This window comes from Actinokineospora sp. NPDC004072, from assembly GCF_053604195.1.
Genome location: NZ_JBSGHB010000010.1, coordinates 181,816 through 205,781, shown reverse-complemented (window position 1 = coordinate 205,781; position 23,966 = coordinate 181,816). Strand labels below are relative to the sequence as shown.

Below are 23,966 nucleotides of genomic sequence, written 5' to 3'. Positions count from 1 at the left end.
ACCTCTCGCGGAGCTGATCGGCGCGGGCGGTCGGATCATTACGCTGGCAGGCCCAGCTCGCGGGCGATCAGCATCTTCTGGACCTCGCTGGTGCCCTCGCCGATCTCCAGGATCTTGGCGTCGCGGTAGAAGCGGCCGACCGGGAACTCGTTCATGAAGCCGTAGCCGCCGAAGACCTGGGTGGCGTCGCGGGCGTTGTCCATCGCGGCGTTGGAGGCGACCAGCTTGGCGATGGCGGCCTCCTTCTTGAACCGCTCGCCGCGCAGCATCTTCGCCGCGGCGGCGTAGTAGGCCAGGCGGGCGGTGTGGGCGCGAGCCTCCATCTCGGCGATCTTGAACTGGATGGCCTGGTAGGTGCCGATGCGCTTGCCGAACGCCTCGCGCTCACCGGCGTAGCGCACGCTCTCGTCCACGCAGCCCTGGGCCAGGCCCACCGACAGCGCGGCGATGGCGACCCGACCTTCGTCCAATGTGGACAGGAACTGCGCGTAGCCGCGGCCCAGCTCGCCGACGAGGTTGTCCACCGGGACGCGCACGTCGGTGAAGCTCAGCTCGCGGGTGTCCGACGCGCTCCAGCCGACCTTGCTGTACTTCTTGGACACGGTGAACCCGGGCGTGCCCGAGGGCACCAGGATCGCCGAGATCTCCTTGCGGCCGTCCTCCCGCACGCCGGTCACCGCGGTGACGACGACGTGGGAGGTGATGTCGGTGCCGGAGTTGGTGATGAACGCCTTGGAGCCGTTGATGACCCACTCGTCGCCCTCGCGGCGGGCGGTGGTGCGGGTGGCGCCCGCGTCGGAGCCGCCGCCGGGCTCGGTCAGGCCGAAGGCGGCCAGCTTCTCCCCCGCGGCGACGGCGGGCAGCCAGCGCCGCTTCTGCTCCTCGCTGCCGAAGCGGTAGAGCGGCATCGCGCCCAGCGACACCCCCGCCTCCAGGGTGATCGCCACCGAGGAGTCGACTCTGGCCAGCTCCTCCAGGGCCAGGCACAGCGCGAAGTAGTCCCCGCCCATGCCGCCGTACTCCTCGGCGATCGGCAGCCCGAACAGGCCCATCGCGCCCATCTTGGCCACGATCCCGTACGGGAACTCGCCGCGCTCGTAGAACTCGCCGATGACCGGCGCTACCTCGTCGCGGGCGAACTCCTGGACGGTCTTGCGGAGCGCCTCGTGCTCCTCGCTCAGACGGGTGTCGATCATGGCTGGTCCTCCGGTGGGGTCACCACGGCAAGGGTCTGGTTCAGCCCGACCTGCTGGCCGGGGCGCACGCTCAGTTCGGAGACCACACCGTCCGCGGTTGCGGTGATGGTGTGCTCCATCTTCATGGCCTCGACGACGAGCAGCGCCTGGCCCGCGGTCACCGCCTCGCCGACGGCGACCTTCACCACCAGCACGGTGCCCGGCATCGGGCTGGTGATCGGCCCGCCCGCGCCCGCGGCCCCCGCCGCGCCCTCCAGCAGCGAGTGCTCGGCCACCGCCCAGGCGTGCCCGTCCGCGGCCAGCCACAGCGTCCCGCCGTCGAGCGCCCGCGCGTAGCGCAGCTCGCGGTCGCCGAAGCGCAGCAGCAGGCCGCCGTCGACCCGGGTCGCCGAGGCGGGCACCGGGTCGGCGTCGCCGACGCGCACGGTGCCCTCGCTCGGGTCGACCACCACGGTGACGTCGCGGTCGCCGCAGGTCAGCCGGAACGGCACGCCCGCGGCCCGGCCCAGCCGCCAGCCCGAGGGCACGTCCCACGGGTCGAACACGGGCCCGGCCGGGGCCAGCCCGATCAGCTCGTCGAGCGCCGCGGCGGCGAAGACCTCGTCGGGGACCCCGGCCGCGGCGGTCAGCCCGGCCAGCTCGCGCTCGACGAGCTGGGTGTCCAGCCGCCCGGCGCGCACGTCGGGGTGGTCCAGCAGCCCGCGCAGGAACTCCACGTTCGTCCGCACGCCGAGCACGGCGGTCTGGGCCAGGGCCAGCGACAGCCGGTCCAGCGCCTGGGCCCGGTCGTCGCCCCAGGCGATCACCTTGGCCAGCATGGGGTCGTAGTCGGAGCCGACGGCCGTGCCGACGGCCAGGCCGGAGTCCACCCTGGCCCAGGGCGCGGCGGGCAGGCGCAGGTCCAGCACGCGCCCGCCGGTCGGCAGGAACCCGGCCGCCGGGTCCTCGGCGTACACCCGGGCCTCCACGGCGTGCCCGGTCAGCGCCACGTCGGCCTGGCCGAAGCCCAGCGGCTCGCCCGCGGCCACCCGGAGCTGCTGCTCGACCAGGTCCAGCCCGGTGACCAGCTCGGTGACCGGGTGCTCGACCTGCAGCCGGGTGTTCATCTCCATGAAGAAGAACTCGTCGGGCCGGTCGGCGGAGACGATGAACTCCACGGTGCCCGCGCCGGTGTAGTCGACCGCCCGCGCCGCGTCGACGGCCGCCGCGCCCATGCGCTCGCGGGTGGCGGCGTCCAGCAGCGGCGACGGCGCCTCCTCGATGATCTTCTGGTGCCTGCGCTGCAGGCTGCACTCGCGCTCGCCCAGGTGCACCGCGGCGCCGTGGGCGTCGGCGAGCACCTGGATCTCGATGTGCCGGGGGCGGGCCACGAAGCGCTCGATGAGCAGGGTGTCGTCGCCGAAGGAGCCGCGCGCCTCGCGCCGGGCCGACTCGATGGCCGGGCGCAGCTCGGCCGCGTCCGCGACCAGCCGCATGCCCTTGCCGCCGCCGCCCGCCGAGGGCTTGAGCAGCACCGGGAAGCCGATCTCGGCGGCGGCCTCGACCAGGTCGTCGTCGCCCATCCCGGCCTCGGTGCGGCCCGGGACGACCGGCACGCCCGCGGCCATCACGGTCTGCTTGGCCCGGATCTTGTCGCCCATCGCCTCGATCGCGCCGACCGGCGGGCCGATGAACACCAGCCCGGCGCGCGCGCACGCCTGGGCGAAGGCGGCGTTCTCGGCGAGGAAGCCGTACCCGGGGTGCACGGCCTGCGCGCCGGTCTCCAGGGCGGCGGCGACCACCCGATCGATGTCGAGGTAGCTCTCGCGGGCCGCGGCGGGGCCGATGCGCACGGCGGTGTCGGCCTCGCGCACGTGCCGGGCGCCCGCGTCGGCGTCGCTGAAGACCGCGACCGAGCGGATGCCCATGCGGCGCAGCGTGGCGATGACGCGGACGGCGATCTCGCCGCGGTTGGCGATCAGAACGCTGGAGAACATGCTCACATCCGGAAGACGCCGTAGCCGACAGGGTCCAGGGGCGCGTTCGCCGCGGCCGAGAGCGCCAGGCCGAGCACCTGGCGGGTGTCGGCCGGGTCGATCACGCCGTCGTCCCACAGGCGCGCGGTCGAGTAGTACGGGTTGCCCTGCGTCTCGTACTGCTCGCGGATCGGCGCCTTGAACGCCTCCTCGTCCTCGGCGGACCAGGCGTCGCCGAGCTGGTCGCGGCGCACGGTCGCCAGCACCGACGCGGCCTGCTCGCCGCCCATCACCGAGATGCGGGCGTTGGGCCACATCCACAGGAACCGGGGCGAGTACGCCCGACCGCACATGGAGTAGTTGCCCGCACCGAAGGAGCCGCCGATGACGACGGTGAACTTCGGCACCCGCGCGCACGCGACCGCGGTGACCATCTTCGCGCCGTGCTTGGCGATGCCGCCCGCCTCGTAGTCGCGGCCGACCATGAAGCCGGTGATGTTCTGCAGGAACACCAGCGGGATGGAGCGCTGGTCGCACAGCTCGATGAAGTGCGCGCCCTTGAGGGCGGACTCGCCGAAGAGCACGCCGTTGTTGGCGATGACGCCCACCGGGTGGCCGTGGATGCGGGCGAACCCGGTGACCAGCGTGGTGCCGTACTCCTTCTTGAACTCGCGGAAGCGGCTGCCGTCGACCACGCGCGCGATGACCTCGCGGACGTCGTAGGGGGTGCGCGGGTCGGTGGGGACGACGTTGTAGAGCGTGCCCGGGTCGACCGCGGGGTCCTCGACCGGCGCGACCTCCCACGGGCGCGGGGCGCGCGGGCCCAGGGTCGAGACGATGGAGCGGACGATGCGCAGGGCGTGGGCGTCGTCGTCGGCCAGGTGGTCGGTGACCCCGGAGACGCGGGAGTGCACGTCGCCGCCGCCCAGCTCCTCGGCGGTGACGACCTCGCCGGTGGCGGCCTTCACCAGCGGCGGCCCGCCGAGGAAGATCGTGCCCTGCTCGCGGACGATGACGGCCTCGTCGCTCATCGCCGGGACGTAGGCCCCGCCTGCGGTGCACGAGCCGAGCACGGCGGCGATCTGCGGGATGCCCCGGCCCGACATGGTGGCCTGGTTGTAGAAGATCCGGCCGAAGTGCTCGCGGTCGGGGAAGACCTCGTCCTGGCGGGGCAGGAACGCCCCGCCGGAGTCGACCAGGTAGATGCAGGGCAGATGGTTCTGCAGCGCCACTTCTTGGGCGCGCAGGTGCTTCTTGACCGTCATCGGGTAGTAGGTGCCGCCCTTGACGGTCGCGTCGTTGGCGACCACGACGCACTCGCGCCCGGAGACGCGGCCGACGCCGGTGATGATCCCCGCGGCCGGGGCGTCGCCGTCGTACATGCCGGTGGCCGCCAGCGGCGAGAGCTCCAGGAACGGCGACCCGGGGTCGAGCAGGGCGTCCACCCGGTCGCGGGGCAGCAGCTTGCCCCGCGCGACGTGCCGCTGCCTGGCCTTCTCCGGCCCGCCGAGCGCGGTGTCGGCCAGCCGGGCGCGCAGGTCGCCCACCAGCTCGGCGTGCTCCTTGGCGTAGCGCTGGCCGTCGTCGCCCGCCGGGTCGGCGGCGCCGCGCAGGACGGGGGCGTCCATCGCACTCCTCGCGGGGGTTAGCAACCGTTAACAACCGAGTCGATGTTAGCGCTCGCTAACCCCACCCCGCAACGAGCCGGGGGCCGCTCCCCGGCACTGGGAGCGGCCCCCGGCCTGCCCTCGCGGGTGGCCCTATCCGGTGATGGCGCGCAACGCGGCGTAGTAGCCGCCGCTCTGGCCCGCCCGGTTCGGGTGGTAGCTCTCCTCGATCGGCCAGGTCACGCTGTTGAGCCAGCGGGCGCCGGACGCGCAGATCTCATGCCCGGCGAACGCCGACTGGCCGCTGAGGAAGGTGAAGCCGTGCGCGGCGGCCCGCTCGGAAATCACCTGATGGAGTACATCCGAGGACTGGTTGATCGCCGTCCGCTTGGTCTCACTGAGCCCGATCGAGCAGGACCCGGAGAGCTGGTAGATCCGCGGGTAACCCACGACGATCACCCGCGCGGACGGCGCCCGGCTGCGGATCGCCGAGTACACCGCGTCGAGCCTGCCCGGCAGGGTGGTGCGGGCGAACTCGCGGGCCTGGGCGTTGCGGTTGACGCAGTTGGAATCCGAGCCGAGGTTGCAGTCGACCATGACGTCGGCGAACCCGGCGTCGTTGCCGCCGATGGACACCGTGACCAGCGCGGTGTCCGCGGTGACCGCGCTGATCTGGCTGTTGAGCACGTTCGCGGTCTCCGCGCCGGAGCAGGCGGCGAAGGAGAACGCGGACGGTTGCAGGGCGTTGGCCCACAGCTGCGGGTAGGCGTAGGCGGAGCGCTTGCAGCTACCGCCGCTGTAGGAGCCCGCGCCCAGCCCGGAGGAGTAGGAGTCGCCGAGGGCGACGTACTTGCCCGCGGCGAGGGGGGCGGCTTGGGCTGGCAGGGCGAGGGCGAGCAGGGTGCCGACCGCGAGCAGGGTCGCGGCCAGAAGACGAGGGACGCGCATGGACTACCTCCGACCTCGGGAGGAGCTGGAATATCCCGACATGCCATCACTACCAGCTACAAAGCGGATACGGAACTCGTCGGTAACCGATCAACAATTGCCAGAGTGTGACAAATGATCAACAAACGCCTCTGTTAGCCGTCGCTAACCTGGCTGCCATACGATGACCGCGTGTCCACCACCGCCGACGCCAAGCCGCCCAGCCGCCGCGAGCAGATCCTGGCCGCCGCGGCCGAGCTGTTCGCCCGGCACGGGTTCCACGGGGTGGGCATCGACGACATCGGCTCGGCGGTCGGCATCTCCGGCCCGGCCCTCTACCGCCACTTCCGGTCCAAGGACGCGATGCTCGGCGAGATGCTCACCGCGATCTCCGAGGTGCTGCTGGCAGGCGGGCAGAACCGCGTCGACCACCCCGAGCCGCTGGCCGAGCTGGTGCGCTTCCACGTCGACTTCGCCCTGGACAACCCCGCGCTGATCACCGTGCAGGAGCGCAACCTGGGCAACCTCACCGACCCCGACCGGCGCAGGGTGCGCGCGTTGCAGCGCCGCTACGTCGAGCTGTGGGTCGAGGTGATCCAGGCCGCCGTCCCCGGCCTCAGCGAGCCCAGCGCCCGCGCCGCGGCGCACGCGGTGTTCGGGCTGATCAACTCCACCCCGCACAGCAGGCACCTCGACCGGGGCCAGATGGCCGACCTGCTCACCCGCATGGCCCTGGCCGCGCTCGCCGACGCCCCGGCGGCGACCCCATCGGTGTCGGATTCCCCAGCCGGGTGAGTAGCCTGTCCGTCACGGACCGGCACGAGGATGGAGCGGGTGCGCGCGGTGAGCGAACTACCCGGTTGGGTACCCAACGGCATCGACCTGGAGAGGCCCAGCGCGGCCCGGCTCTACGACTACCTCCTCGGCGGCGGGCACAACTTCGCCCACGACCGCGAGCTCGCGCACCGGTTCCTCAAGGCCCAGCCCAACGCCCGCGAGATCGCCCGGCACAACCGGTCCTTCCTGCGCCGCGCGGTGCTGCACATGGTCGAGCAGGGCATCGACCAGTTCCTCGACCTGGGCTCGGGTATCCCGACCGTCGGCAACGTGCACGAGATCGCCCAGGGCGCGCAGCCGTCGTCGCGGGTGGTGTACATCGACTACGAGGAAGTCGCCTACGCCCACTCCACGCTGATGCTCTCGGACAACCCGCTGGCCACGATCGTGCAGGCCGACCTCACCCGGCCGCGGACGATCCTGGAGCACCCCGAGACCCGCAGCCTGATCGACTTCGACCGCCCGGTCGGCCTGCTGATGGTCGGGGTGTTCCACTTCGTGCCGCCCGAGCGCGACCCCGCGGGCATCGTCGCCACCTACCGGGACGCATGCGTGCCCGGCAGCATGATGGCCTTCTCCCAGTTCACCGCCGACTTGATGCCGGATGAGATGGCCCGCATCGTGGAGGTGATGAAGAGCAGCCGCGACCCGATGTACCCGCGCTCGCACGCCGAGATCACCGCCCTGTTCGACGGCTACGAGCTCGCCGAGCCGGGCATCGTCCCGACCGCGCGGTGGCGGCCGGACCCCGGCCTCGACGACGGGTCGGACCCGGGGAGCGCGGGGATCTACGCCGGTGTCGGCCGCAAGCGCTGAGCCCGACGCCGGCCGGGCGCGCGAGCAGCGGGTCCGGGCTTGGTTGCGGGTGATCGCGCGCACGGTGTACGTCCCGCGCGCCGCCGAGGAGATCGCCGCGTTCCTCAACGACCAGCTCGACGTGCTCAACGACGCGATCTCCGCGCCCGAGCTCGACCCCGGCGCGGGCGCCGCCGTCGGCGCCGCGCTGGTCGAGTACGGCCTGACCGGCGAGGACACCCTCCAGCGCAGCGTGTCGCTGCTGGTGGAGGAGATGCTGGGCGCGGGCGCGTCCGGCGAGCGGGTGGCCCGGCTGTGCGCGGCGCTGTCCTGCGGCTACTCCGACGCGCTGCGCCGCCGCACGCTGGACCAGCAGGAGAACATGAAGCTGGCGCTGCTGACGGCCAAGCAGCGCGCCGAGCGCGACCGCAGGACCAGCGAGAACCGCTTCCGCGAGGTGTTCGCCACCGCGGCCATCGGCATTGCGATCGCCGATCCGCAGGGGCGGGTGGTGGAGGCCAACCCGGCGCTGGCGGAGATCCTGGGCCTGCACCGCGACGAGCTGCCCGGGCGCTGCCTGGAGGAGTTCCTCACCGCCGAGGACGAGGCCGAGCAGCCGCCGCTGGTGGGCCTGCTCGACCGCCGCCCCGACCGGCGGCGGCTGGTGCGCGCCAACGGCGAGACCGCGTGGGTGTACCTGGCGACGTCGGTGGTGCGCGACGCGGGCGTGCCCGCCTTCCAGGTGGCGATGGTGCAGGACCTCAGCGAGCAGGAGCTGCTGCAGGGCAGGCTCAGCCACCAGCTGCTGCACGACTCGCTGACCGGCCTGGCCAACCGCAGCCTGTTCACCTCGCGGCTGGAGGCCGTGCACGGCGGCTGCCCGCCCGCGGCGACGCTGACCCTGCTGTGCCTGGACCTCGACGCCTTCGGCGTGGTCAACACGACCCACGGGCACGCCGTCGGCGACCGGATGCTGCGCGTGGTCGCCGAGCGGCTGCAGCGGGTCTTCGCCGACGAGGACGCCGTGGTCGCCCGCATCGGCGGCGACGAGTTCGCCGTGCTGGTCATCGACCGCGCGGCCACCCCGGCCCCCGCCGAGCTGGTCGAGGCGGTGCAGCTCGAACTGGCCGAGCCGGAGTACCACGGGGACGCGGGCATCGCGGTGGGCGCGTGCGTCGGCGTCGTGCGGGCCGGGCCCGGCCGGATGTCGGCGGTGGAGCTGTTCCGGGCGGCGGAGTCGGCGCTGAGCCGGGCCAAGGCCGCCGGGGCGCGGCAGTGGGCCGAGCACGACGAGCGCCTGGACAAGCGCGACCGCCTGGTCGGCGAGGCCGCTACCGGGCTGCCCGGCGCATGGGAGAACGGCGAGCTGGTGGTGGCCTACGCCCCGGTCGCCCGGCTCGCCGACCAGCAGGTGATCCGCACCCGCGCCCTCCCGCACGCCCCGGTCGCGCGCCGGGTGGCAGGGCTGCCGGAGGTGCCGGAGCTGGCCGAGCTGACCGGGCTGTCGGCGGCGCTGGGGCCGTGGCTGCTGGCCGACGCGGGCTCGCGGCTGCCGGTGTGCCTGCGGCTGTTCGGGCAGGCGGCGGGCGCGGGCCAGCCGGTGCACCGGGTGCTGCTGACCGCGCTGCAATCGGCCGACGACAACCTGGCCGCCTGGGTCAACCGGGCCGTCGCCGAGTCCGGCCTGGCCCCGGGGCTGCTGGAGGTCGGGCTGGACACCGCGGCCGTGCTCGGCCCGGCGCAGGACAACCTGCGCACGCTGACCGACATCGGCGTGGCCACCGCGCTGCACGGCTTCGCAGGCGGCCCGCGGGAGATCGCCGCGGTCGAGCGCTTCGGGGTGCGCGCGGTGGTGCTGGCCGACCCGTTCGACGGCTGGCGGCCGGACTGGCTGCCCGCGGGCAGCGTGCCGGTGACCGCGGTGCGGGCGGTGGTGGCCGCGCTGACCGGGCTGGGCGTCTCGGTCGGGGTGCAGGGCGTGCGCGACGCCGCGGAGGCGCGCTGGTGGGCCGAGCTGGGCGCGACCACCGGCGAGGGCCCGGCCTTCGGCGAGCCCGCGGGCTTCGACGACGTGGTGGCCGCGGCCAAGTGAGCGATTCACCCGGCGCCGATCTCCCCGCGCGGGCGCGGCATATTGCAGGATGGTGATGTGGAGCCCGAACGCGACCCGGACCCGCGGCGCAGGGCGCGGCTGATCGCCGCGGCGTCGACGGCGCTGTCGGCCATGCGCGCTGGCCACGACGACGGCGCGCTGGACGCGGTCGCCGACGCGGTCGACGCCGCGCCCAACAGCCACACCGACGCCCGCGAGCTGATGCTGCTGCTGTTCAGCGAGTGCAGCTCGATGGTCTCCGCCCTGGGCTCCGGCGGCAGCGCGCCGGTGAAGATGCAGGTCTTCGACGACGAGGGCCGCGAGGTCCCCATCGACGAGGCCGACCCGCCGGTCCGCACGGCGGTGCGCACCCTGCTCGCCGAGGTCCACGGCGACACCGACGCCGCGGCCGCGCAGATCGAGATCGCCCTCTCCAGCGCCGACCCCGAGGAGATGGCCCTGCTCGTCGCCCAGGCCCTGCGCTGGACGCTGCGGCTGTCGGAGGAGTGCGTCAACCGCGACCTGCCCGTCCCGGAGTGGATCCTGGCGTCCTGAGTGGAGGCGACCGTGCGCGCAGTCCTGCTGGCCCTGCTGCTGGCCCTGGCCGCGACCCCGGCCGCGGCCGCCCCCGCCCGCCACTACGTCGCCCTCGGCGACTCCTACGCCTCCGGCCCCGGCATCCCGGTGCAGACCGGCCCGTGCGGCCGCTCCTCGCACAACTACCCGTCGTTCCTCGCCCGCTGGATCAACGCGACGACCTTCACCGACGTCAGCTGCGGCGGCGCGACGACCAGGGACCTGTTCGCCCCGCAGCCCGTCTCCGGCGGAACCGCCCCGCCCCAGCTCGACGCGGTGACCTCCCGCGCGACGCTGGTGACGGTGTCGATCGGCGGCAACGACATCGGCTTCGGCGAAATCCTCGCCACCTGCGGCCAGCTGGCTGCCCGAGACCCCCTCGGCTCCCCCTGCAAGGCCCACTACACCGCAGGCGGCGAAGACGTCCTGGCCGCCCGCATCAGGTCAACGGCCACCGAGGTGACCCGCGTCCTCACCGAAATCCACCACCGAGCCCCGCACGCGAAGGTCGTCCTGGTCGGCTACCTCCGCATCCTCCCCGACGGCCCAGGCTGCTGGCCCGCCGTCCCCTTCGCCGCAGGCGACACCCCGTACTTCAACGAAACCCAACAACTCCTCAACCGCACCCTGGCGCAGGCAGCGCGCCAAACCCACACCCTCTTCGCCAACCCCTACCCCGCCTCCACCCCCCACCACGCCTGCGCACCCCCCACAACCCGCTGGGTCGAACCCCTCCACCCCGCGTCCCCCGCCGCCCCCATCCACCCCAACGCCCGCGGCATGGCCGTAACCGCCGCGATCACCCTGGCAACCGCCCTCTTCGGCTAACCCACGCCCCACAACACCCTCTCCACGCCCCACCGCCGCAGCCGAACACCCCCGCACATGCGGGGACGACGCAACCTTGAACGCCTCGCCCATCGCACTAACAGGACCAGCCCCGCGCGTGCGGGGACGACCACCCGGTCCAGGTCCACAAGCACACCACGGCGGGACCAGCCCCGCGCGTGCAGGGACGACTGGCCCTTGGAGTCGTACGGCTCGCGGCTGGTCGGACCAGCCCCGCGCGTGCGGGGACGACCTCGCCGACGCCGCCCCCCAGGACTGGCTGACGGGACCAGCCCCGCGCGTGCGGGGACGACGACAGCGCCTCCACCGCTTCCGCGGGGATGGTGGGACCAGCCCCGCGCGTGCGGGGACGACACCGAACCCCACACCGGCGGCGCAACCCACCGGGGACCAGCCCCGCGCGTGCGGGGACGACACTTGTTGACCAGGGACGATAGCAAGCCCGTCCCCCATTCTCATTCACTTCCTCGCCCACTCACCCCCTCCCCACCCAAGCCACCCCACCGCCATCCGCCCACCCCAAACCACCGATTGACAGTGACCCAGCACACACAGCAACATCAGCAGGCTACCTACCCACAAGTAGACAGTGAGGTCGCCGCATGCGGATGTCTCGGGTTGTCCTGCCCGCCCTGCTCATCACCGCCCTCCTCACCCCCGCCCCCGCCACCGCCACCCCCACCTACCACCGCTACGTAGCCCTGGGCGACTCCTTCGCCGCCGTAGGCACCCTCACCGCCATCCGCACCGACCCCATCGGCTGCGCCCGCGCCGCTGACAACTACCCGGCGGGTGTCGCCGCGCGCATCAAGCCGGAGCAGTTCGTCGACGTCTCCTGCGGTGGCGCGCAGATCCCGGACCTCACCAGCCCGCAAGACGTCCTCGGCGGCCCCAACCCGCCCCAGTTCGACGCCCTCACCCGGGACACCGACCTGGTCACCGTCTCCATCGGCGGCAACGACGTCGGGTTCGGCGAGATCATCACCACCTGCTCGCGCCTCAGCGTCACCAACCCCTTCGGCGCCCCCTGCAAGGCGCACTTCGGTGACGAGCTCGACCAGCGCATCGCCGCGCTCGGCCCCCGCATCGCCGAGGTCGTCGCCCAGATCCGGGAACGGTCGCCGGAGGCGCGCATCGTCGTCGTCGGCTACCTGCGCATCCTGCCCCCGCGCGGCGGTTGCTGGCCCGTCGTCCCGATCGCGTACGGCGATGTGCCGCACTTCGCGGGCATCCAGGACCTCCTGAACGACACGATCGGGCGATACGCCACCCAAGCAGGCGCCACCTTCGTCAACCCGGGCGTCACCACCGGCCACGACGTCTGCCAGCTCCCGCACGTCAAGTGGGTCGAGGGCATCATCCCGACGTCCCCGTCGGTGCCGGTGCACCCGAACGCGCGCGGTCAGGCCCACGTAGCCTCCATCACCGCGGCCGCCATCGGCTGAAAGGGGATCGATGATCAGCGTTCGGGGCGTGGTGGACCGGGTCGGGCCGACGCTGCTGCGGTTGGCCGTGCCCGGGGACCGCCAGGTCGCCGACGTGGTCATCGCCGAGCGGGGCAGGCCGGTGGCGGCGGGGGACATCGTGCTCGGCGTCTCGGTCGCCGACCCGATCGAGCTGGTGCGGGCCAGCTCCGACGCCGCCGCGGTGCTGCTCAAGCCCCCGCACGCCACCCGCTCCTCGGTGCGCGCCGCGGCCGAGAAGGCGGGTGTCGCGCTGGTCGAGGTGCACACCGGCACCTCGTGGGCGCAGCTGGTGTGGCTGCTGCGCTCGGTGCTCGACGCCGCCGCCGACGAGTCCGACGCGGGCCCGGCCTTCGGCGACCTGTTCCGCCTGGCCGACGCCGCCGCAGCGGTGGTCGACGCCCCGGTCACCATCGAGGACGCCAACTCCCGCGTGCTGGCCTACTCCGCGCGCCAGGACCGCACCGACCCCGCCCGCGTGTCGACGATCATGGGCCGCCGGGTGCCCGACGACGTGCTGGCCCGCTTCCGCTCCCGCGGGGTGTTCCGCGACCTCAGCCGGGGCCGCACGACGATCTTCGTCCCGGCCCAGAAGGACGGCACGCTGCCCCGGCTGATCGTGCCGATCCGGATGGGCGGGGAGCTGCTGGGCTCGATGTGGGCGGTGGTGCCCGGCCCGGTTCCGGAGGAGCGCTCGGCCGCCTTCGCCGACGCCGCGCCGGTGGTCGCCCTGCACCTGCTGCGCCGCAGGGCCCGCGAGGACGCCGAGCGCAGGCGCAGCGCCGAGCTGGTCAGGGCGGCGCTGGAGGGCACCGGCAGCGGGCGGCTGGCCGCGGCCGAGCTCGACCTGGCCGACGTGCCGCACCGGGTGGTCGCGGTGGACGTGCCCGCGGGCGAGGGCGGGCGGCTGGCCCTGCTGGAGCGGCTGACCGACGGCATCGGCCGCCGCCCCGCCGTCGCCGACCTGCACGGCCTGCTCTACGCCGTCGTCCCCGACGCCGAGGGCTGGCCCGCGCTGCGCTCGGCGCTGCCGGAGGGGGTGCTGGTGGCGGCCGGGACGCCGGTCGAGGTGGCCGAGCTGGCCCGCTCCCGCGGCGAGGCCGACGAGGCGATGGCGCTGCTGCGCGCCGGGCTGGTGCCCGGCCCGGTCGCCGAGCACGACGACGTGTGGGCGGTGCTGGTGCTGCACCGCGCCGCCGTCGCCGCAGGCCCGGTCGCCGAGGTCGGCCCGCTGGCCCGGCTGCGCGCCGCCGACGACGGCTGGCTGGTCGACACCCTCTACGAATGGCTGCGCCACCCCGGCGACCCGCGGGCGGCCGCCGCGGCCCTGAACATCCACCCGAACACCCTGCGATACCGGATGGCGAAGGTGTCCGAGCTGGTCGGGGCCGATCTGGGCGACCCGGACGTGCGGCTGGCGCTCCTCGTCCAACTTGTCACCCTTCGGTGGCGTTGACTGTGCTGTCGGCACCAACAAAGGGCCGATGTCTCGTTTCGGGCGTACGATGACAGTCACTCCCCGCTGCGCGACCGTGGTGGAAGACACCCGTCTGGCGCAGAGAGGATGAGCCCGGTGAAGATCGCCGTTCCCCGCGAGATCAAGAACCACGAGTACCGCGTGGCGCTCACGCCCGCGGGCGCGCACGAGCTGACCAGCCGCGGCCACGAGGTCGTGGTGGAGGCCGACGCGGGCGCGGGCTCGGCGATCGCCGACGAGGAGTACCTGGCCGCGGGCGCGAAGATCCTGCCCACCGCCGACGACGTGTGGGCCGAGGGCGACCTCGTGCTCAAGGTCAAGGAGCCCATCGCCGAGGAGTACCCGCGGCTGCGCGCCGGGCAGACCCTCTTCACCTACCTGCACCTGGCCGCCGACGAGCCGCTGACCCGCGCGCTCATGGACTCCGGCGCCACCGCCATCGCCTACGAGACCGTGCAGACCGCCTCCGGCGCGCTGCCGCTGCTGGCGCCGATGTCGGAGGTCGCGGGCCGCCTCGCCCCGCAGGTCGGCGCGTTCGCGCTGATGCGCCCCTCCGGCGGCCGCGGCGTGCTGCCCGGCGGCGTGCCCGGCGTGCTGCCCGCGAAGGTCGTGGTGATCGGCGGCGGCGTCGCGGGCCTCAACGCCGCGACGATCGCCCTGGGCATGGGCGCGGACGTGCAGGTCCTCGACACCAACGTCGACCGGCTGCGCCAGATCGACGGCCAGTTCGGCGGCCGCATCCGCACCGTCACCTCCAACCGCTACGCCGTCGAGCAGGCCGCCCGCGAGGCCGACCTGGTCATCGGCGCGGTGCTGGTGCCCGGCGCGAAGGCGCCCAAGCTGATCAGCAACGCGCTGGTGGCGCAGATGAAGCCGGGCTCGGTGCTGGTGGACATCGCCATCGACCAGGGCGGCTGCTTCGAGGACTCGCACGCCACCACGCACGCCGACCCGACCTACCGCGTGCACGACTCGGTCTTCTACTGCGTGGCGAACATGCCGGGCGCGGTGCCGCGCACGTCGACCTTCGCGCTGACCAACGTGACCCTGCCGTACGCGGTGGCCCTGGCCGACAAGGGCTGGCACGCCGCCCTGAAGGCCGACCGGGCGCTCGCCCTCGGCCTCAACACCCACGCGGGCGCGCTGACCAACCAGCCGGTCGCCGAGGCCCACGGGATCGAGCACACGCCGCTGGAGTCCGCCCTGGCCTAGGCATGAGGGTGGCCCGCTCGACCAGCCTGGGGGTCACTGGGAGCGGGCCACCAGCTATAGCTTAGGCACAACGGGCGCACCGCGCCGCACCGGGGTCGTGATTTCTTTCTCACCCGTTGCGCCCCCAACGGGTGAGAAGTTCGGCTGACGAGGGAATTCACCCCGCTGCCGCTACGGATCGCGGCCCCGCCCGCCGATATCCCAGGCGTGACGGAGCCTCGGTGGAACATCGGTTGCCGCGACCCCTTCGGCCGTGACCGGGCGGTCACCGTGCTGGTCGAGGACGACCAGGTCGTGCTGGTGCCGCCGCCGGGGGCCTCCGCCGTGCTCTCCGCCCAGCAGTCGCGGTCGCTGGCCGCGCTGCTCGGCGAGGCCGCCGTCCGCGCCGCCGAGGACCGCATCTGATGGAGGACATGCGCGCGGCGGTGCTGCACCGGCTGGCGATGCTGGACGCCGCGGCGGCCAGCGCCGACGAGCGCACGCTGCTGCCGCTGGCGCGCAGCGAGATCAGCAGGCTGGTCGACGGGTGGCGGCTGCTGCTCACCGTGCACGAGCCCGACGCCGACCGCCGCTGCCCCGCCTGCCCGCCGCGGCTGCGGGCGCGGCGCTGGCCGTGCCCGGTGTGGCGGATGGCCCACCAGCACCTCATCGGGGAGGCCCCGCAGCGCGCCCGGCGCCGCTTCCGCGGCTGATCGAGGCGTCCGCCCGCGCCCGCGGCCGGTCATGGTGCAAGATGACCGCCACGACACGCCGGGCGATCGGGAGGGCGCGTGCAAGACGGTAGCGGTCGCATCGTGGTGCAGAACCTGACGAAGAACTTCGGCACGGTGGCCGCGGTGCAGAACCTGAGCTTCCACGTGGAACCCGGGTCGGTGACCGGCTTCCTCGGGCCCAACGGCGCGGGCAAGACGACCACGCTGCGGATGCTGCTCGGCCTGGTCCGCCCGACCGCCGGGTACGCGACCATCAACGGGCAGCCGTTCAGCGGCCTGGGCAACCCGGGGCGCGTCGTCGGCGCGGTGCTGGAGGCCCAAGGCTTCCACCCGTCCCGCACGGCGATCAACCACCTGCGCGTCTACTGCTCGGCGATGGGGCTGCCCGACCGCCGCGCCGACGAGGTGATCGGCCTGGTCGGCCTCGGCGCGGCCGCCGAACGCGGGGTCGGCGGGTTCTCCCTGGGCATGAAGCAGCGGCTGGCGCTGGCCACCGCGCTGCTCGGCGACCCGCAGGTGCTGGTGCTCGACGAGCCCGCCAACGGCCTGGACCCGGAGGGCATCGCCTGGCTGCGCACGTTCCTGCGGTCCTTCGCCGCGTCCGGGCGCACGGTGCTGATCTCCAGCCACCTGCTGGCCGAGGTGGAGCAGACCATCGACCAGGTGGTCATTATCAGCCGCGGGCAGACGATGTACTACGGCATGCTCGACGACCTGCGCCGCTCGCAGCAGTCGCGGGTGATCGTGCAGCCCGCCGACGCGAACGCGCTGGTCACCGCGCTGCAGGCGGCGGGGATCAGCGGCATCCAGCCGACCGGGGACGGCAAGGTGGCCATCACCGACGCGACCGCCCAGCAGATCGGCGATGTCGCGGCCAAGGCCGGGGTGGCGCTGTACGGGGTGCAGGAGGAGCGGGTCGACCTGGAGCAGCTGTTCTTCCGGCTGACCAGCGGGCAGTACGCGGCGCCGCAGCAGGGGTACGCGCAGCCCGGGTACGCCCAGCCGGGGTACGCACCGCAGGGGTACGCGCAGCCGGGCTACGCGCAGCAGTCCGGCTACCACCAGCCGGTTCCGCCGCCGGGCTACCAGCCCGCGCCTGGGCACCAGTCGGGCTACCAGCCCGCCCCGCCGCCGCCCGGCTACCACCCGGGGTCCGGCTACCACCAGCCCGTGCAGCAGCCGCCGCCGGAGCCCTCGCCCTACCAGGCGCCGCCCGCGCCGGAGTCGAAGCCGGAGTCCACCGACCAGGGGGGTAGCGCCTGATGGGCAGGCTGATCAGCGCGGAGCTGCGCAAGATCCTCACCACCAAGCTGTGGTGGGCGCTGATGATCCCGGCGTTCGCGCTGGCGCTGGGCTGGGCGTGGATCTTCTCCGGCCTGACCACCGCCGTGGTCGACGAGCTGCTGCGCGAGGACCTGATCCAGGACCTCGACATCCGGGTCGACGAGATCTCCTGGTCGGCGATCGCGCTGACCCGCGGGTTCAACATCGCCTCGATCTTCCCGATGATCTTCGGCGCGCTGGGCCTGGCCAGCGAGCTGCACCGCAAGACGATCACCACGACGTTCCTGACCGCGCCGTCGCGGCAGGCGGTGCTGGGCGCCAAGGCCGCGGTGTACTCGCTGTGGGGCCTGCTGTACGGCCTGGTCATCGCGGTCGGGGTCAGCGTGGGCACGCTGCTGGGCGCCGAGGGCGGGCTGCTGCCGGACGGGCAGACCTGGTTCCTGATCATCGTCTCCGGGCTGGTCATGTGCCTGCTGTGGACGCTGGTCGGCCTCGGCGTCGGCGCGCTGCTGGGCTCGCCGACGGCGGCGCTGGTGGTGCTGCTGGTCTACACGCTGGTGTTCGGGTTCATCGAGCTGCTGCTGATGGGCGTGCTGGAGATCGACAACCTGGCCGGGGTGCTGCCCAACGGGGCGGCCAACGGGCTGACCAGCTCCACGGCGTCGGCGCTGCTCATCGACCAGATCCAGACGGTCGTGCTGGACCGCACCGGGGCCTCGCTGGACGCGCAGGACCAGTCGGTGTTCGAGGAGCTGATCCGGGCGGCGGCAGGCGGGGCGGGCTCGCTCTCGCTGTGGGCCAGCGGCCTGGTGTTCCTCGGCTGGACGGCGCTGTTCATGGGCACCGGCCTGGCCCGCAACGCCAGGCGCGACATCACCTGAGTTATCCACAACCCGCCACTTCGCCTGGCACGCCCCCCGGTCACCCCGCCTAATCTGGAAGCGTGAGGGAATACTCCGCTTCCACAGGCTGGGTCCGCAGGCTGGCAGGCGCGTGCTGGCGCCACCGCGGGCTGGTCGTGCTGTCCGTGCTCGCCTCCGTGGTGGGCGTCGGGTTCGTCGCGGCCAGCCCGCTGCTGGTCAAGTTCGTCGTCGACGACTCGGTGGCGGGCTCGACCGAGCGGCTGCCGTGGCTGGTCGGCGCGCTGGTCGGGCTGGCGGTGCTGAGCTTCGCCAGCGCCTTCATCCGCCGGTACGTGGGCGGTCGCCTGGCCCTGGACGTGCAGCACGACCTGCGGCAGGCCGTCTTCGGCGCGGTCCAGCGCCTCGACGGCGGCAGCCAGGACGCGCTGCGCACCGGGCAGGTGGTGTCCCGCTCGATCACCGACCTGCAGCTGGTGCAGGGCCTGCTGATGATGGTGCCGCTGTCCATCGGCACGGTCGTGTTCGCCCTGGCCGCGCTGGTGTCGATGGTCTGGCTGTCCCCGCTGCTGACCCTGGTCGCGCTGGTGGTGGCGCCGGTGGTGGCGTGGGTGGCGGTGCGCATGCGGCGCACCCTGTTCCCGGCGACGTGGTCGGCCCAGCAGCGCGCCGCCGACCTGGCCCAGCACGTCGAGGAGACGGTGACGGGCGTGCGCGTGGTCAAGGGCTTCGGGCGCGAGGCCCGGGAGGTCGCGCGGCTGGAGGAGAGCGCGCGCACGCTGTACGCCGAGCGGATGCGCGCCGCCCGGCTGACCGCGCGCCCGGCGGCCACGCTGGTGGCGGTGCCGATCGCGGGCCAGGTCGCGGTGCTGGCGCTGGGCGGGTTCCTGGCGCTGCACGGCGAGGTCTCGCTGGGCACGTTCCTGGCGTTCGCGGGCTACGTGGCCAACCTGGTCGGCCCGACCCGGCTGCTGGCGGCCCTGGTGGTCAACGCCCAGCTGGCCAGGGCGGGCGTGGAGCGCGTTTACGAGTTGATCGACTCCCAGCCGACCGTCGTGGAGTCCCCCGACGCCCGGGACGTCCCCGACGGCCCGGTGGCGGTGGAGTTCACCGACGTGACCTTCGGCTACACCCGCAGCGAGCCGGTCCTCGACGGGGTGAGCCTGCGCGTGGCCCCGGGCGAGACGCTGGCCCTGGTCGGCACCGCGGGCTCGGGCAAGTCCACGGTCTCGCTGCTGCTGCCCCGCTTCTACGACGTCCACGGCGGCTCCATCACCATCGGCGGCGAGGACGTCCGCGACCTGCGCATGGAGTCCTTGCGCCAGACGGTCGGCGTCGTCTTCGAGGAGGCCTTCCTCTTCTCCGACACCATCGCCGCCAACATCGCCTACGGCCGCCCCGACGCCACCCCAGACGACATCCGCGCCGCCGCCAAGGCCGCCCAGGCCCACGACTTCATCGAAGCCCTCCCCCACGGCTACGACACCATCGTCGGCGAACGCGGCCTCACCCTCTCCGGCGGCCAACGCCAGCGCGTAGCCCTAGCCCGAGCCCTCCTCTCCAACCCCCGAGTCCTAGTCCTCGACGACGCCACCTCAGCCGTAGACCCCGCCACCGAATCCGCCATCCACGAAACCCTCCGCGAAGTAACGGCCAACCGCACCACCATCCTCATCGCCCACCGCCGCTCCACCCTCTCCCTAGCCGACAAAATCGCCGTCCTCGACGCAGGCAAACTCATCGCCACCGGCACCGACACCACCCTCCGCACCACCTGCCCCCTCTACCAATCCCTCCTCTCCACCCCCACCCTCGACGCCGCCGTCTCCACCCCCAGCACCGCCACTACCATCTCCACGCCCAGCACCACCCCACTCTCCACCGCCAGCACTGACACCTCCCTCATCCCCTCCAGCGCCACCCCCATCCCGCCTACCACTGCCCCTTCCACCGCCTCCCCCAACCCCACACCCCCTCACACCGCCACCGCCTTCCCCACCCCACCACCACAGCCGCCCCGCCCGCCTGACACCTCCTCCTCGCAGCCCACCAACACCTCCTCGACGTCCGTACCGCTCTCGCTCAACCCCACGGAGTCAGCAGTCCCGCCTATCACCAGCGACTCCAACACTCCCCCGGCCTCCGCCACAAACGGCATAACCCCTGCCCTCTGGGCAACCTCTGCCCCAACCACCCAATCCCCCGCCCTGTCCGACCCCCGCAACCTTCCCCCGACCGCCACGTCCGCGACCAACAGCACCTCCACCGCCTCCCGAAAGTCCCCTCCCACCGCCACAACCCCCCGCCGCACCGGTGGTGGGCCTGCCGACACCATCGGAGCCCTCCCCCCGACTCCCGAGCTCCTCGCCCAAGTCGAGGCGCTGCCACCCGCCACCGACCAGCCTGATCTGCGCGGCATCGACCCCACCGAGCCCGATCCCGGCTTCCGGTTGAGCCGACTCCTGCGTCCCATGCGCGCCCCGCTGGCGCTCGTCGCCCTCATGGTCATCGCCGACGCGCTCATCGCGATGGCCATGCCCGCCCTGATCCGCATCGGAGTCGATGACGGGGTGCTCACCGGGTCGGTGGCGACACTGTGGACGGTGACGGTGGCAGCTGCGACGTTGGCCGTCATCGCCTGGGTCAACACCGCGCTGACCACGATCCTGACGGCGAGGGTCGGCGAGCGGATGCTCTACCTGTTACGGGTCCGCAGCTACGCGCACTTGCAGCGCCTAGGGCTCGACTACTACGAGCGCGAACCCGCGGGTCGGATCATGACCCGGATGACCACCGACGTCGACGCGCTGTCCACCTTCCTCCAGACAGGTCTCGCCAGTGCCGTCTCCGGGGGGCTGACGGTCATCGCGGTGACGGTCGGGCTGCTTCTCACCGATCTGCCGCTGGCCCTGGTCGCGCTCGCGGTGCTGCCCGTCCTGGCTGTGGCCACGGTGATCTTCCAGCGCTTATCGTCGAACGCCTACTCCGAGGCGCGCGAGCGGGTCAGTGCGGTCAACGCGGACATGCAGGAGAACGTCTCGGGGCTGCGGGTCGCGCAGGCGTTCACGCGGGAGGGGCAGGCCGCGCGGCGGTTCGCCGAGCGCAGCGACGCCTATCGGCTGTCCCGGTTGCGGGCGCAGCGCTACGTCGCCACCTACTTCCCGTTCGTCTCCCTGCTGGCCGATCTCGCGCAGGCCGCGGTGCTGCTGGTCGGGGCGCACCGGGTGGTGACGGGGGATTTGCAGCCCGGCGTGTTGTTGGCGTTCATGCTGTACCTCGGGTTGTTCTTCGCGCCGATCCAGCAGTTGTCCAACGTGTTCGACGGGTACCAGCAGGCGCGGGTGGGGTTGCGGCGGATCGGTGACCTGCTGCGGACGCCGACGACGGTCGTGCCGCCGGAGGACCCTGTGCCCGTGCCGAAGCACCTGGTGGGAGAGATCGAGTTGCGCGGGGTGGGGTTCGCCTACCCGGGCACCGACGAGCCCGCGTTGCGGGGTGTGTCCCTGCGGATCGGGGCCGGGGAGACGGTTGCGTTCGTGGGGGCGACGGGGGCTGGGAAGTCGACCGTGGTGAAGCTGCTGGCCCGGTTCTACGACCCGACCGAGGGGGCCGTGCTGGTGGATGGGGTCGACCTGCGGGAGCTCGACCTCGCCGGGTATCGGTCGCGGTTGGGGGTCGTGCCGCAGGAGGCGCACCTGTTCACCGGGGATGTGGCGCGCAACGTCGCCTACGGAGACGACGACGCCACGGCGGCCGACGTGGAGGCGGCGGTTCGGGCGGTGGGGGCTTTGCCGATGGTCGCGTCGCTGCCTGGGGGCTTCCGGTACGAGGTCGGTGAGCGGGGGCAGGGGTTGTCGGCCGGGCAGCGGCAGCTGGTGGCGTTGGCCCGGGCCGAACTGGTCGACCCGGACATCCTGCTGCTGGACGAGGCCACGGCCGCGCTGGACCCGGCGACGGAGGCGGCCGTGCTGGAGGCGGGCGACCGGCTCAGCGCGGGGCGGTCGCGGCGGCGGACCACGGTGGTCGTGGCGCACCGGCTGGCGACGGCGGCGCGGGCGGATCGGATCGTTGTGCTGGACGGCGGGCGGGTCGTCGAGGTCGGCACCCATGCCGAGTTGCTGGCGTTGGGTGGGCGGTACTCCCGGTTGTGGGCGCATTCGTCTGGTACGGGGGTGCATTGATCGGTTCGAGTGTGGCGCTGGTCATAGCCGCTGGAATGGGGACGTGCGGCAATCCGCGGAAATGTCGCCGGGGGCTTGGGGAATGCCAATGCCGGTAGCCGCGAGCTGCACGTTCGGCCCAACCGGGTTCACCCGGGTCGGGAATACCGGTTTCGCCGCGCTGCCGCCAAGCTGTACGCCGGAAGCGAGGAGGGCTCCACCGTGCGCTACCTGCCCCGGCTGGAATGTGGTTCAACCGTCAATTTAACCGGCTGCGGCGACCCGTCCGAGGGCGAGCCCGCGATGGTCGCGTTCGACGGCTTGATCTACCTATTCCGCTGGGACGCGGATTCGGCCTCGATCCATTGGCGGACTTCCGTGGACGGGCACGTGTGGTCGGGCGAGCAGCCGGTTGGGGGGCCTGACGGGGCGCCTGCCGGGGAGCGGCCAGTGGCGGTCACGTTCGGCGGGCGACTGTTCGTGCTGGCCCGCGGGGCTGGGGACCGGGCGCACCTGCTCGTGTGCTCGACGGACGGCTGGGGGTGGACCGCGTCGGTGCGGATCGGGCGGGGGGAGTCGGTTCGGGCGTCGACTGCGCCTGCCGTGGTCGTGTTCGGCGGGCGGCTGCACGTCTTCTTCCGCGGTGAATCCGCCGCGAGCACGCTCTACACCATCTCAACCGCCAATGGCCGGGAGTGGGGCGATCGGATCAACCTGACCGAGGCCACCCGAGGCGCGCGGACGGCGGGACCGCCTTTCCCCGTCGTCTTCGGCGATCGCCTCGTCGTGCTGATGCGCGACCCGGCCAACAGCCGAATCGGCCTCTGCCGATCCATTGATGGGACGAATTGGTCGAGGTACGGGACCATCGCGGGCTCGGGAAACGAGGAGCACCCGGTCGCGGTCGTGCATGGTTCCCGGCTATTCGTGTTCTCGCAGGGCCTCGGCGGCATGGTGTGCGCCGCGTCGTGCGAGCCGGACGGGACGTGGGTGGAGCACGGAGCCTTGCCGAGGTCGGCGCACTGGCCGCCGGTGCCGGTCTCGGTGGGCGACCGACTCGTGCTGCTGACCCGGGACTACCTCGACCCCCGCGAACTGGCCGCCACCGACGTCGAGACCGGCGTCGACACCCCGATCGGCGTCGCCCGCGGCGCACCCGCCGCAGTGGCCCGGGGTGATCAGACGAGCGTCGTCTACCCGAGCGCGGACGGGTTGAACGCCGTCGACTTGGCCAGCGTGGACGCCTGCGGTGAGCGCGCGGGCGAGGTGAGGGCAGCCGGATTGGGGGCGGTTGGACCGGGGGCGGTTGGACCGGGGGCGGCTGAGCTGGGGGCGGCTGGGTTGAGGGCGGCTGAGCTGGGGGCGACTGGTTTGGGCGCAGTTGGACCGGGGGCGCGGTGCTCGGAGGGGCGTCCGGGGTCGGGGATCGGCTCCGGGCTCGCCCTGGGCGGGCGGCCTGGGCTTGCGGCCGATGTCGGGGCGGCCGCAGGCCCGGGCCGTCGGGCGGCAGGCGTTCTCCTGCCCGACCGGTGAGCAGCGGAGCGGGCACGCGGTAGGGCTGCCAGATGGAGATCTCCCCGACGCGGCCACCAGCAGCCCGAGCAGCGACGGGTTGGGTCCAGCAGAGGATCAGGTCGGCAGGAGGTCAGGTCGGCAGGAGGTCGGCTCGGCAGTGTTGGATCGGCCGGGGTTGGGTCGGCCGGGGGTGGGGTCGGCAGGGGTGGGGTCGGCAGGGGTGGGGTCGGCGCGGGTCGGTCGGTGGCGATCGGGATGGAGGGGCAGCTCGGCAGCCGGGGTGGGCCCGCAATGGGTTGGGGGCGGTTCGGCAGGCTGGATCGGTCCGGGGCGGGCCAGCTGGGGTGGGCCAGCAGGGGGGCGGGTTGCAAGGGGCGGCGCGGCGACGCGGCGGGGCGGGGCGGGGCGGCGGGGCGGGGCGGGGCGGCGGGTGGATCGATGGGGCGGG

At 73.2% G+C, this 23,966-nt stretch carries 18 protein-coding genes and 1 CRISPR repeat array; of the genes, 14 read left to right on the top strand and 4 right to left on the bottom strand.

Features of this window, described 5'->3' with window-relative positions:
* Positions 1-38 precede the first annotated feature (38 nt).
* The 4 genes from ACWEPX_RS17640 to ACWEPX_RS17625 form a co-directional block, all read right to left on the bottom strand.
* On the bottom strand, positions 39-1,196 hold the full coding sequence (locus ACWEPX_RS17640) for an acyl-CoA dehydrogenase family protein (RefSeq protein WP_451898239.1): 1,158 nt from the start codon (positions 1,194-1,196) through the stop codon (positions 39-41).
* Positions 1,193-3,172, bottom strand: coding sequence for an acetyl/propionyl/methylcrotonyl-CoA carboxylase subunit alpha (locus ACWEPX_RS17635; protein ID WP_451898238.1), 1,980 nt, complete (start codon positions 3,170-3,172; stop codon positions 1,193-1,195). Before ACWEPX_RS17635 ends, ACWEPX_RS17640 begins: the two co-directional genes overlap by 4 nt.
* 2 nt (positions 3,173-3,174) lie before the next feature.
* Positions 3,175-4,779, bottom strand: coding sequence for a carboxyl transferase domain-containing protein (locus ACWEPX_RS17630; protein ID WP_451898237.1), 1,605 nt, complete (start codon positions 4,777-4,779; stop codon positions 3,175-3,177).
* 132 nt (positions 4,780-4,911) lie between these two features.
* Complete coding sequence (locus ACWEPX_RS17625) at positions 4,912-5,706, bottom strand: SGNH/GDSL hydrolase family protein (RefSeq protein ID WP_451898236.1); 795 nt, start codon at positions 5,704-5,706, stop codon at positions 4,912-4,914.
* 171 nt (positions 5,707-5,877) lie between these two features.
* On the opposite strand from ACWEPX_RS17625, the gene ACWEPX_RS17620 reads away from it, so the two are divergent.
* The 14 genes from ACWEPX_RS17620 to ACWEPX_RS17555 all read left to right on the top strand — a co-directional run bounded on the left by ACWEPX_RS17620 (position 5,878) and on the right by ACWEPX_RS17555 (position 23,536).
* Positions 5,878-6,480, top strand: a complete 603-nt coding sequence (locus tag ACWEPX_RS17620) for an SACE_7040 family transcriptional regulator (RefSeq protein ID WP_451898235.1) — start codon at positions 5,878-5,880, stop codon at positions 6,478-6,480.
* A 48-nt stretch (positions 6,481-6,528) separates the two neighbouring features.
* On the top strand, positions 6,529-7,338 hold the full coding sequence (locus ACWEPX_RS17615; RefSeq protein WP_451898234.1) for an SAM-dependent methyltransferase: 810 nt from the start codon (positions 6,529-6,531) through the stop codon (positions 7,336-7,338).
* On the top strand, positions 7,319-9,409 hold the full coding sequence (locus tag ACWEPX_RS17610; protein ID WP_451898233.1) for a diguanylate cyclase domain-containing protein: 2,091 nt from the start codon (positions 7,319-7,321) through the stop codon (positions 9,407-9,409). The genes ACWEPX_RS17615 and ACWEPX_RS17610 overlap by 20 nt, the downstream gene beginning before the upstream one ends.
* 57 nt (positions 9,410-9,466) lie before the next feature.
* A complete protein-coding gene (locus ACWEPX_RS17605; RefSeq protein ID WP_451898232.1) occupies positions 9,467-9,964 on the top strand; it encodes a hypothetical protein in 498 nt (165 codons plus the stop codon).
* Between the two features lie 12 nt (positions 9,965-9,976).
* Positions 9,977-10,813, top strand: coding sequence for an SGNH/GDSL hydrolase family protein (locus ACWEPX_RS17600; RefSeq protein ID WP_451898231.1), 837 nt, complete (start codon positions 9,977-9,979; stop codon positions 10,811-10,813).
* A gap of 42 nt (positions 10,814-10,855) precedes the next feature.
* Positions 10,856-11,249: direct repeats of the CRISPR family, unit length 28 nt; unit sequence GGACCAGCCCCGCGCGTGCGGGGACGAC.
* A 193-nt stretch (positions 11,250-11,442) separates the two neighbouring features.
* Positions 11,443-12,279, top strand: coding sequence for an SGNH/GDSL hydrolase family protein (locus tag ACWEPX_RS17595; RefSeq protein ID WP_451898230.1), 837 nt, complete (start codon positions 11,443-11,445; stop codon positions 12,277-12,279).
* Between the two features lie 10 nt (positions 12,280-12,289).
* The gene (locus ACWEPX_RS17590) at positions 12,290-13,753 is read left to right on the top strand and encodes a PucR family transcriptional regulator (RefSeq protein ID WP_451898229.1); all 1,464 of its coding nucleotides are present in this window, start codon (positions 12,290-12,292) and stop codon (positions 13,751-13,753) included.
* A 117-nt stretch (positions 13,754-13,870) separates the two neighbouring features.
* Positions 13,871-14,986: an alanine dehydrogenase gene (ald, locus tag ACWEPX_RS17585; RefSeq protein ID WP_451898228.1), complete on the top strand. Its 1,116-nt coding sequence runs from the start codon at positions 13,871-13,873 to the stop codon at positions 14,984-14,986.
* 207 nt (positions 14,987-15,193) lie between these two features.
* Positions 15,194-15,391, top strand: coding sequence for a hypothetical protein (locus ACWEPX_RS17580; RefSeq protein ID WP_451898227.1), 198 nt, complete (start codon positions 15,194-15,196; stop codon positions 15,389-15,391).
* Entirely contained in the window at positions 15,391-15,678 is a 288-nt protein-coding gene (locus ACWEPX_RS17575) for a hypothetical protein (RefSeq protein WP_451898226.1), read from the top strand. The genes ACWEPX_RS17580 and ACWEPX_RS17575 overlap by 1 nt, the downstream gene beginning before the upstream one ends.
* A 78-nt stretch (positions 15,679-15,756) precedes the next feature.
* Entirely contained in the window at positions 15,757-16,962 is a 1,206-nt protein-coding gene (locus ACWEPX_RS17570; protein ID WP_451898225.1) for an ATP-binding cassette domain-containing protein, read from the top strand.
* A complete protein-coding gene (locus tag ACWEPX_RS17565) occupies positions 16,962-17,864 on the top strand; it encodes a hypothetical protein (protein ID WP_451898224.1) in 903 nt (300 codons plus the stop codon). Before ACWEPX_RS17570 ends, ACWEPX_RS17565 begins: the two co-directional genes overlap by 1 nt.
* Before the next feature lie 62 nt (positions 17,865-17,926).
* Positions 17,927-22,024 carry an ABC transporter transmembrane domain-containing protein gene (locus ACWEPX_RS17560; RefSeq protein WP_451898223.1) on the top strand — a complete coding sequence of 1,366 codons (4,098 nt, stop codon included), beginning with the start codon at positions 17,927-17,929 and terminating at the stop codon, positions 22,022-22,024.
* A 429-nt stretch (positions 22,025-22,453) separates the two neighbouring features.
* Positions 22,454-23,536 (top strand): hypothetical protein, encoded by a 1,083-nt coding sequence (locus ACWEPX_RS17555; RefSeq protein WP_451898222.1) that lies wholly within the window; start codon positions 22,454-22,456, stop codon positions 23,534-23,536.
* Positions 23,537-23,966 lie beyond the last annotated feature (430 nt).

What these genes read in the sequence shown, in the direction of transcription:
- ACWEPX_RS17640 (WP_451898239.1), bottom strand. Translation starts at nt 1,196, where the DNA reads ATGATCGACACCCGTCTGAGCGAGGAGCACGAGGCGCTCCGCAAGACC.
- ACWEPX_RS17635 (WP_451898238.1), bottom strand. Translation starts at nt 3,172, where the DNA reads ATGTTCTCCAGCGTTCTGATCGCCAACCGCGGCGAGATCGCCGTCCGC.
- ACWEPX_RS17630 (WP_451898237.1), bottom strand. Translation starts at nt 4,779, where the DNA reads ATGGACGCCCCCGTCCTGCGCGGCGCCGCCGACCCGGCGGGCGACGAC.
- ACWEPX_RS17625 (WP_451898236.1), bottom strand. Translation starts at nt 5,706, where the DNA reads ATGCGCGTCCCTCGTCTTCTGGCCGCGACCCTGCTCGCGGTCGGCACC.
- ACWEPX_RS17595 (WP_451898230.1), top strand. Translation starts at nt 11,443, where the DNA reads ATGTCTCGGGTTGTCCTGCCCGCCCTGCTCATCACCGCCCTCCTCACC.
- ACWEPX_RS17590 (WP_451898229.1), top strand. Translation starts at nt 12,290, where the DNA reads ATGATCAGCGTTCGGGGCGTGGTGGACCGGGTCGGGCCGACGCTGCTG.
- ACWEPX_RS17575 (WP_451898226.1), top strand. Translation starts at nt 15,391, where the DNA reads ATGGAGGACATGCGCGCGGCGGTGCTGCACCGGCTGGCGATGCTGGAC.
- ACWEPX_RS17565 (WP_451898224.1), top strand. Translation starts at nt 16,962, where the DNA reads ATGGGCAGGCTGATCAGCGCGGAGCTGCGCAAGATCCTCACCACCAAG.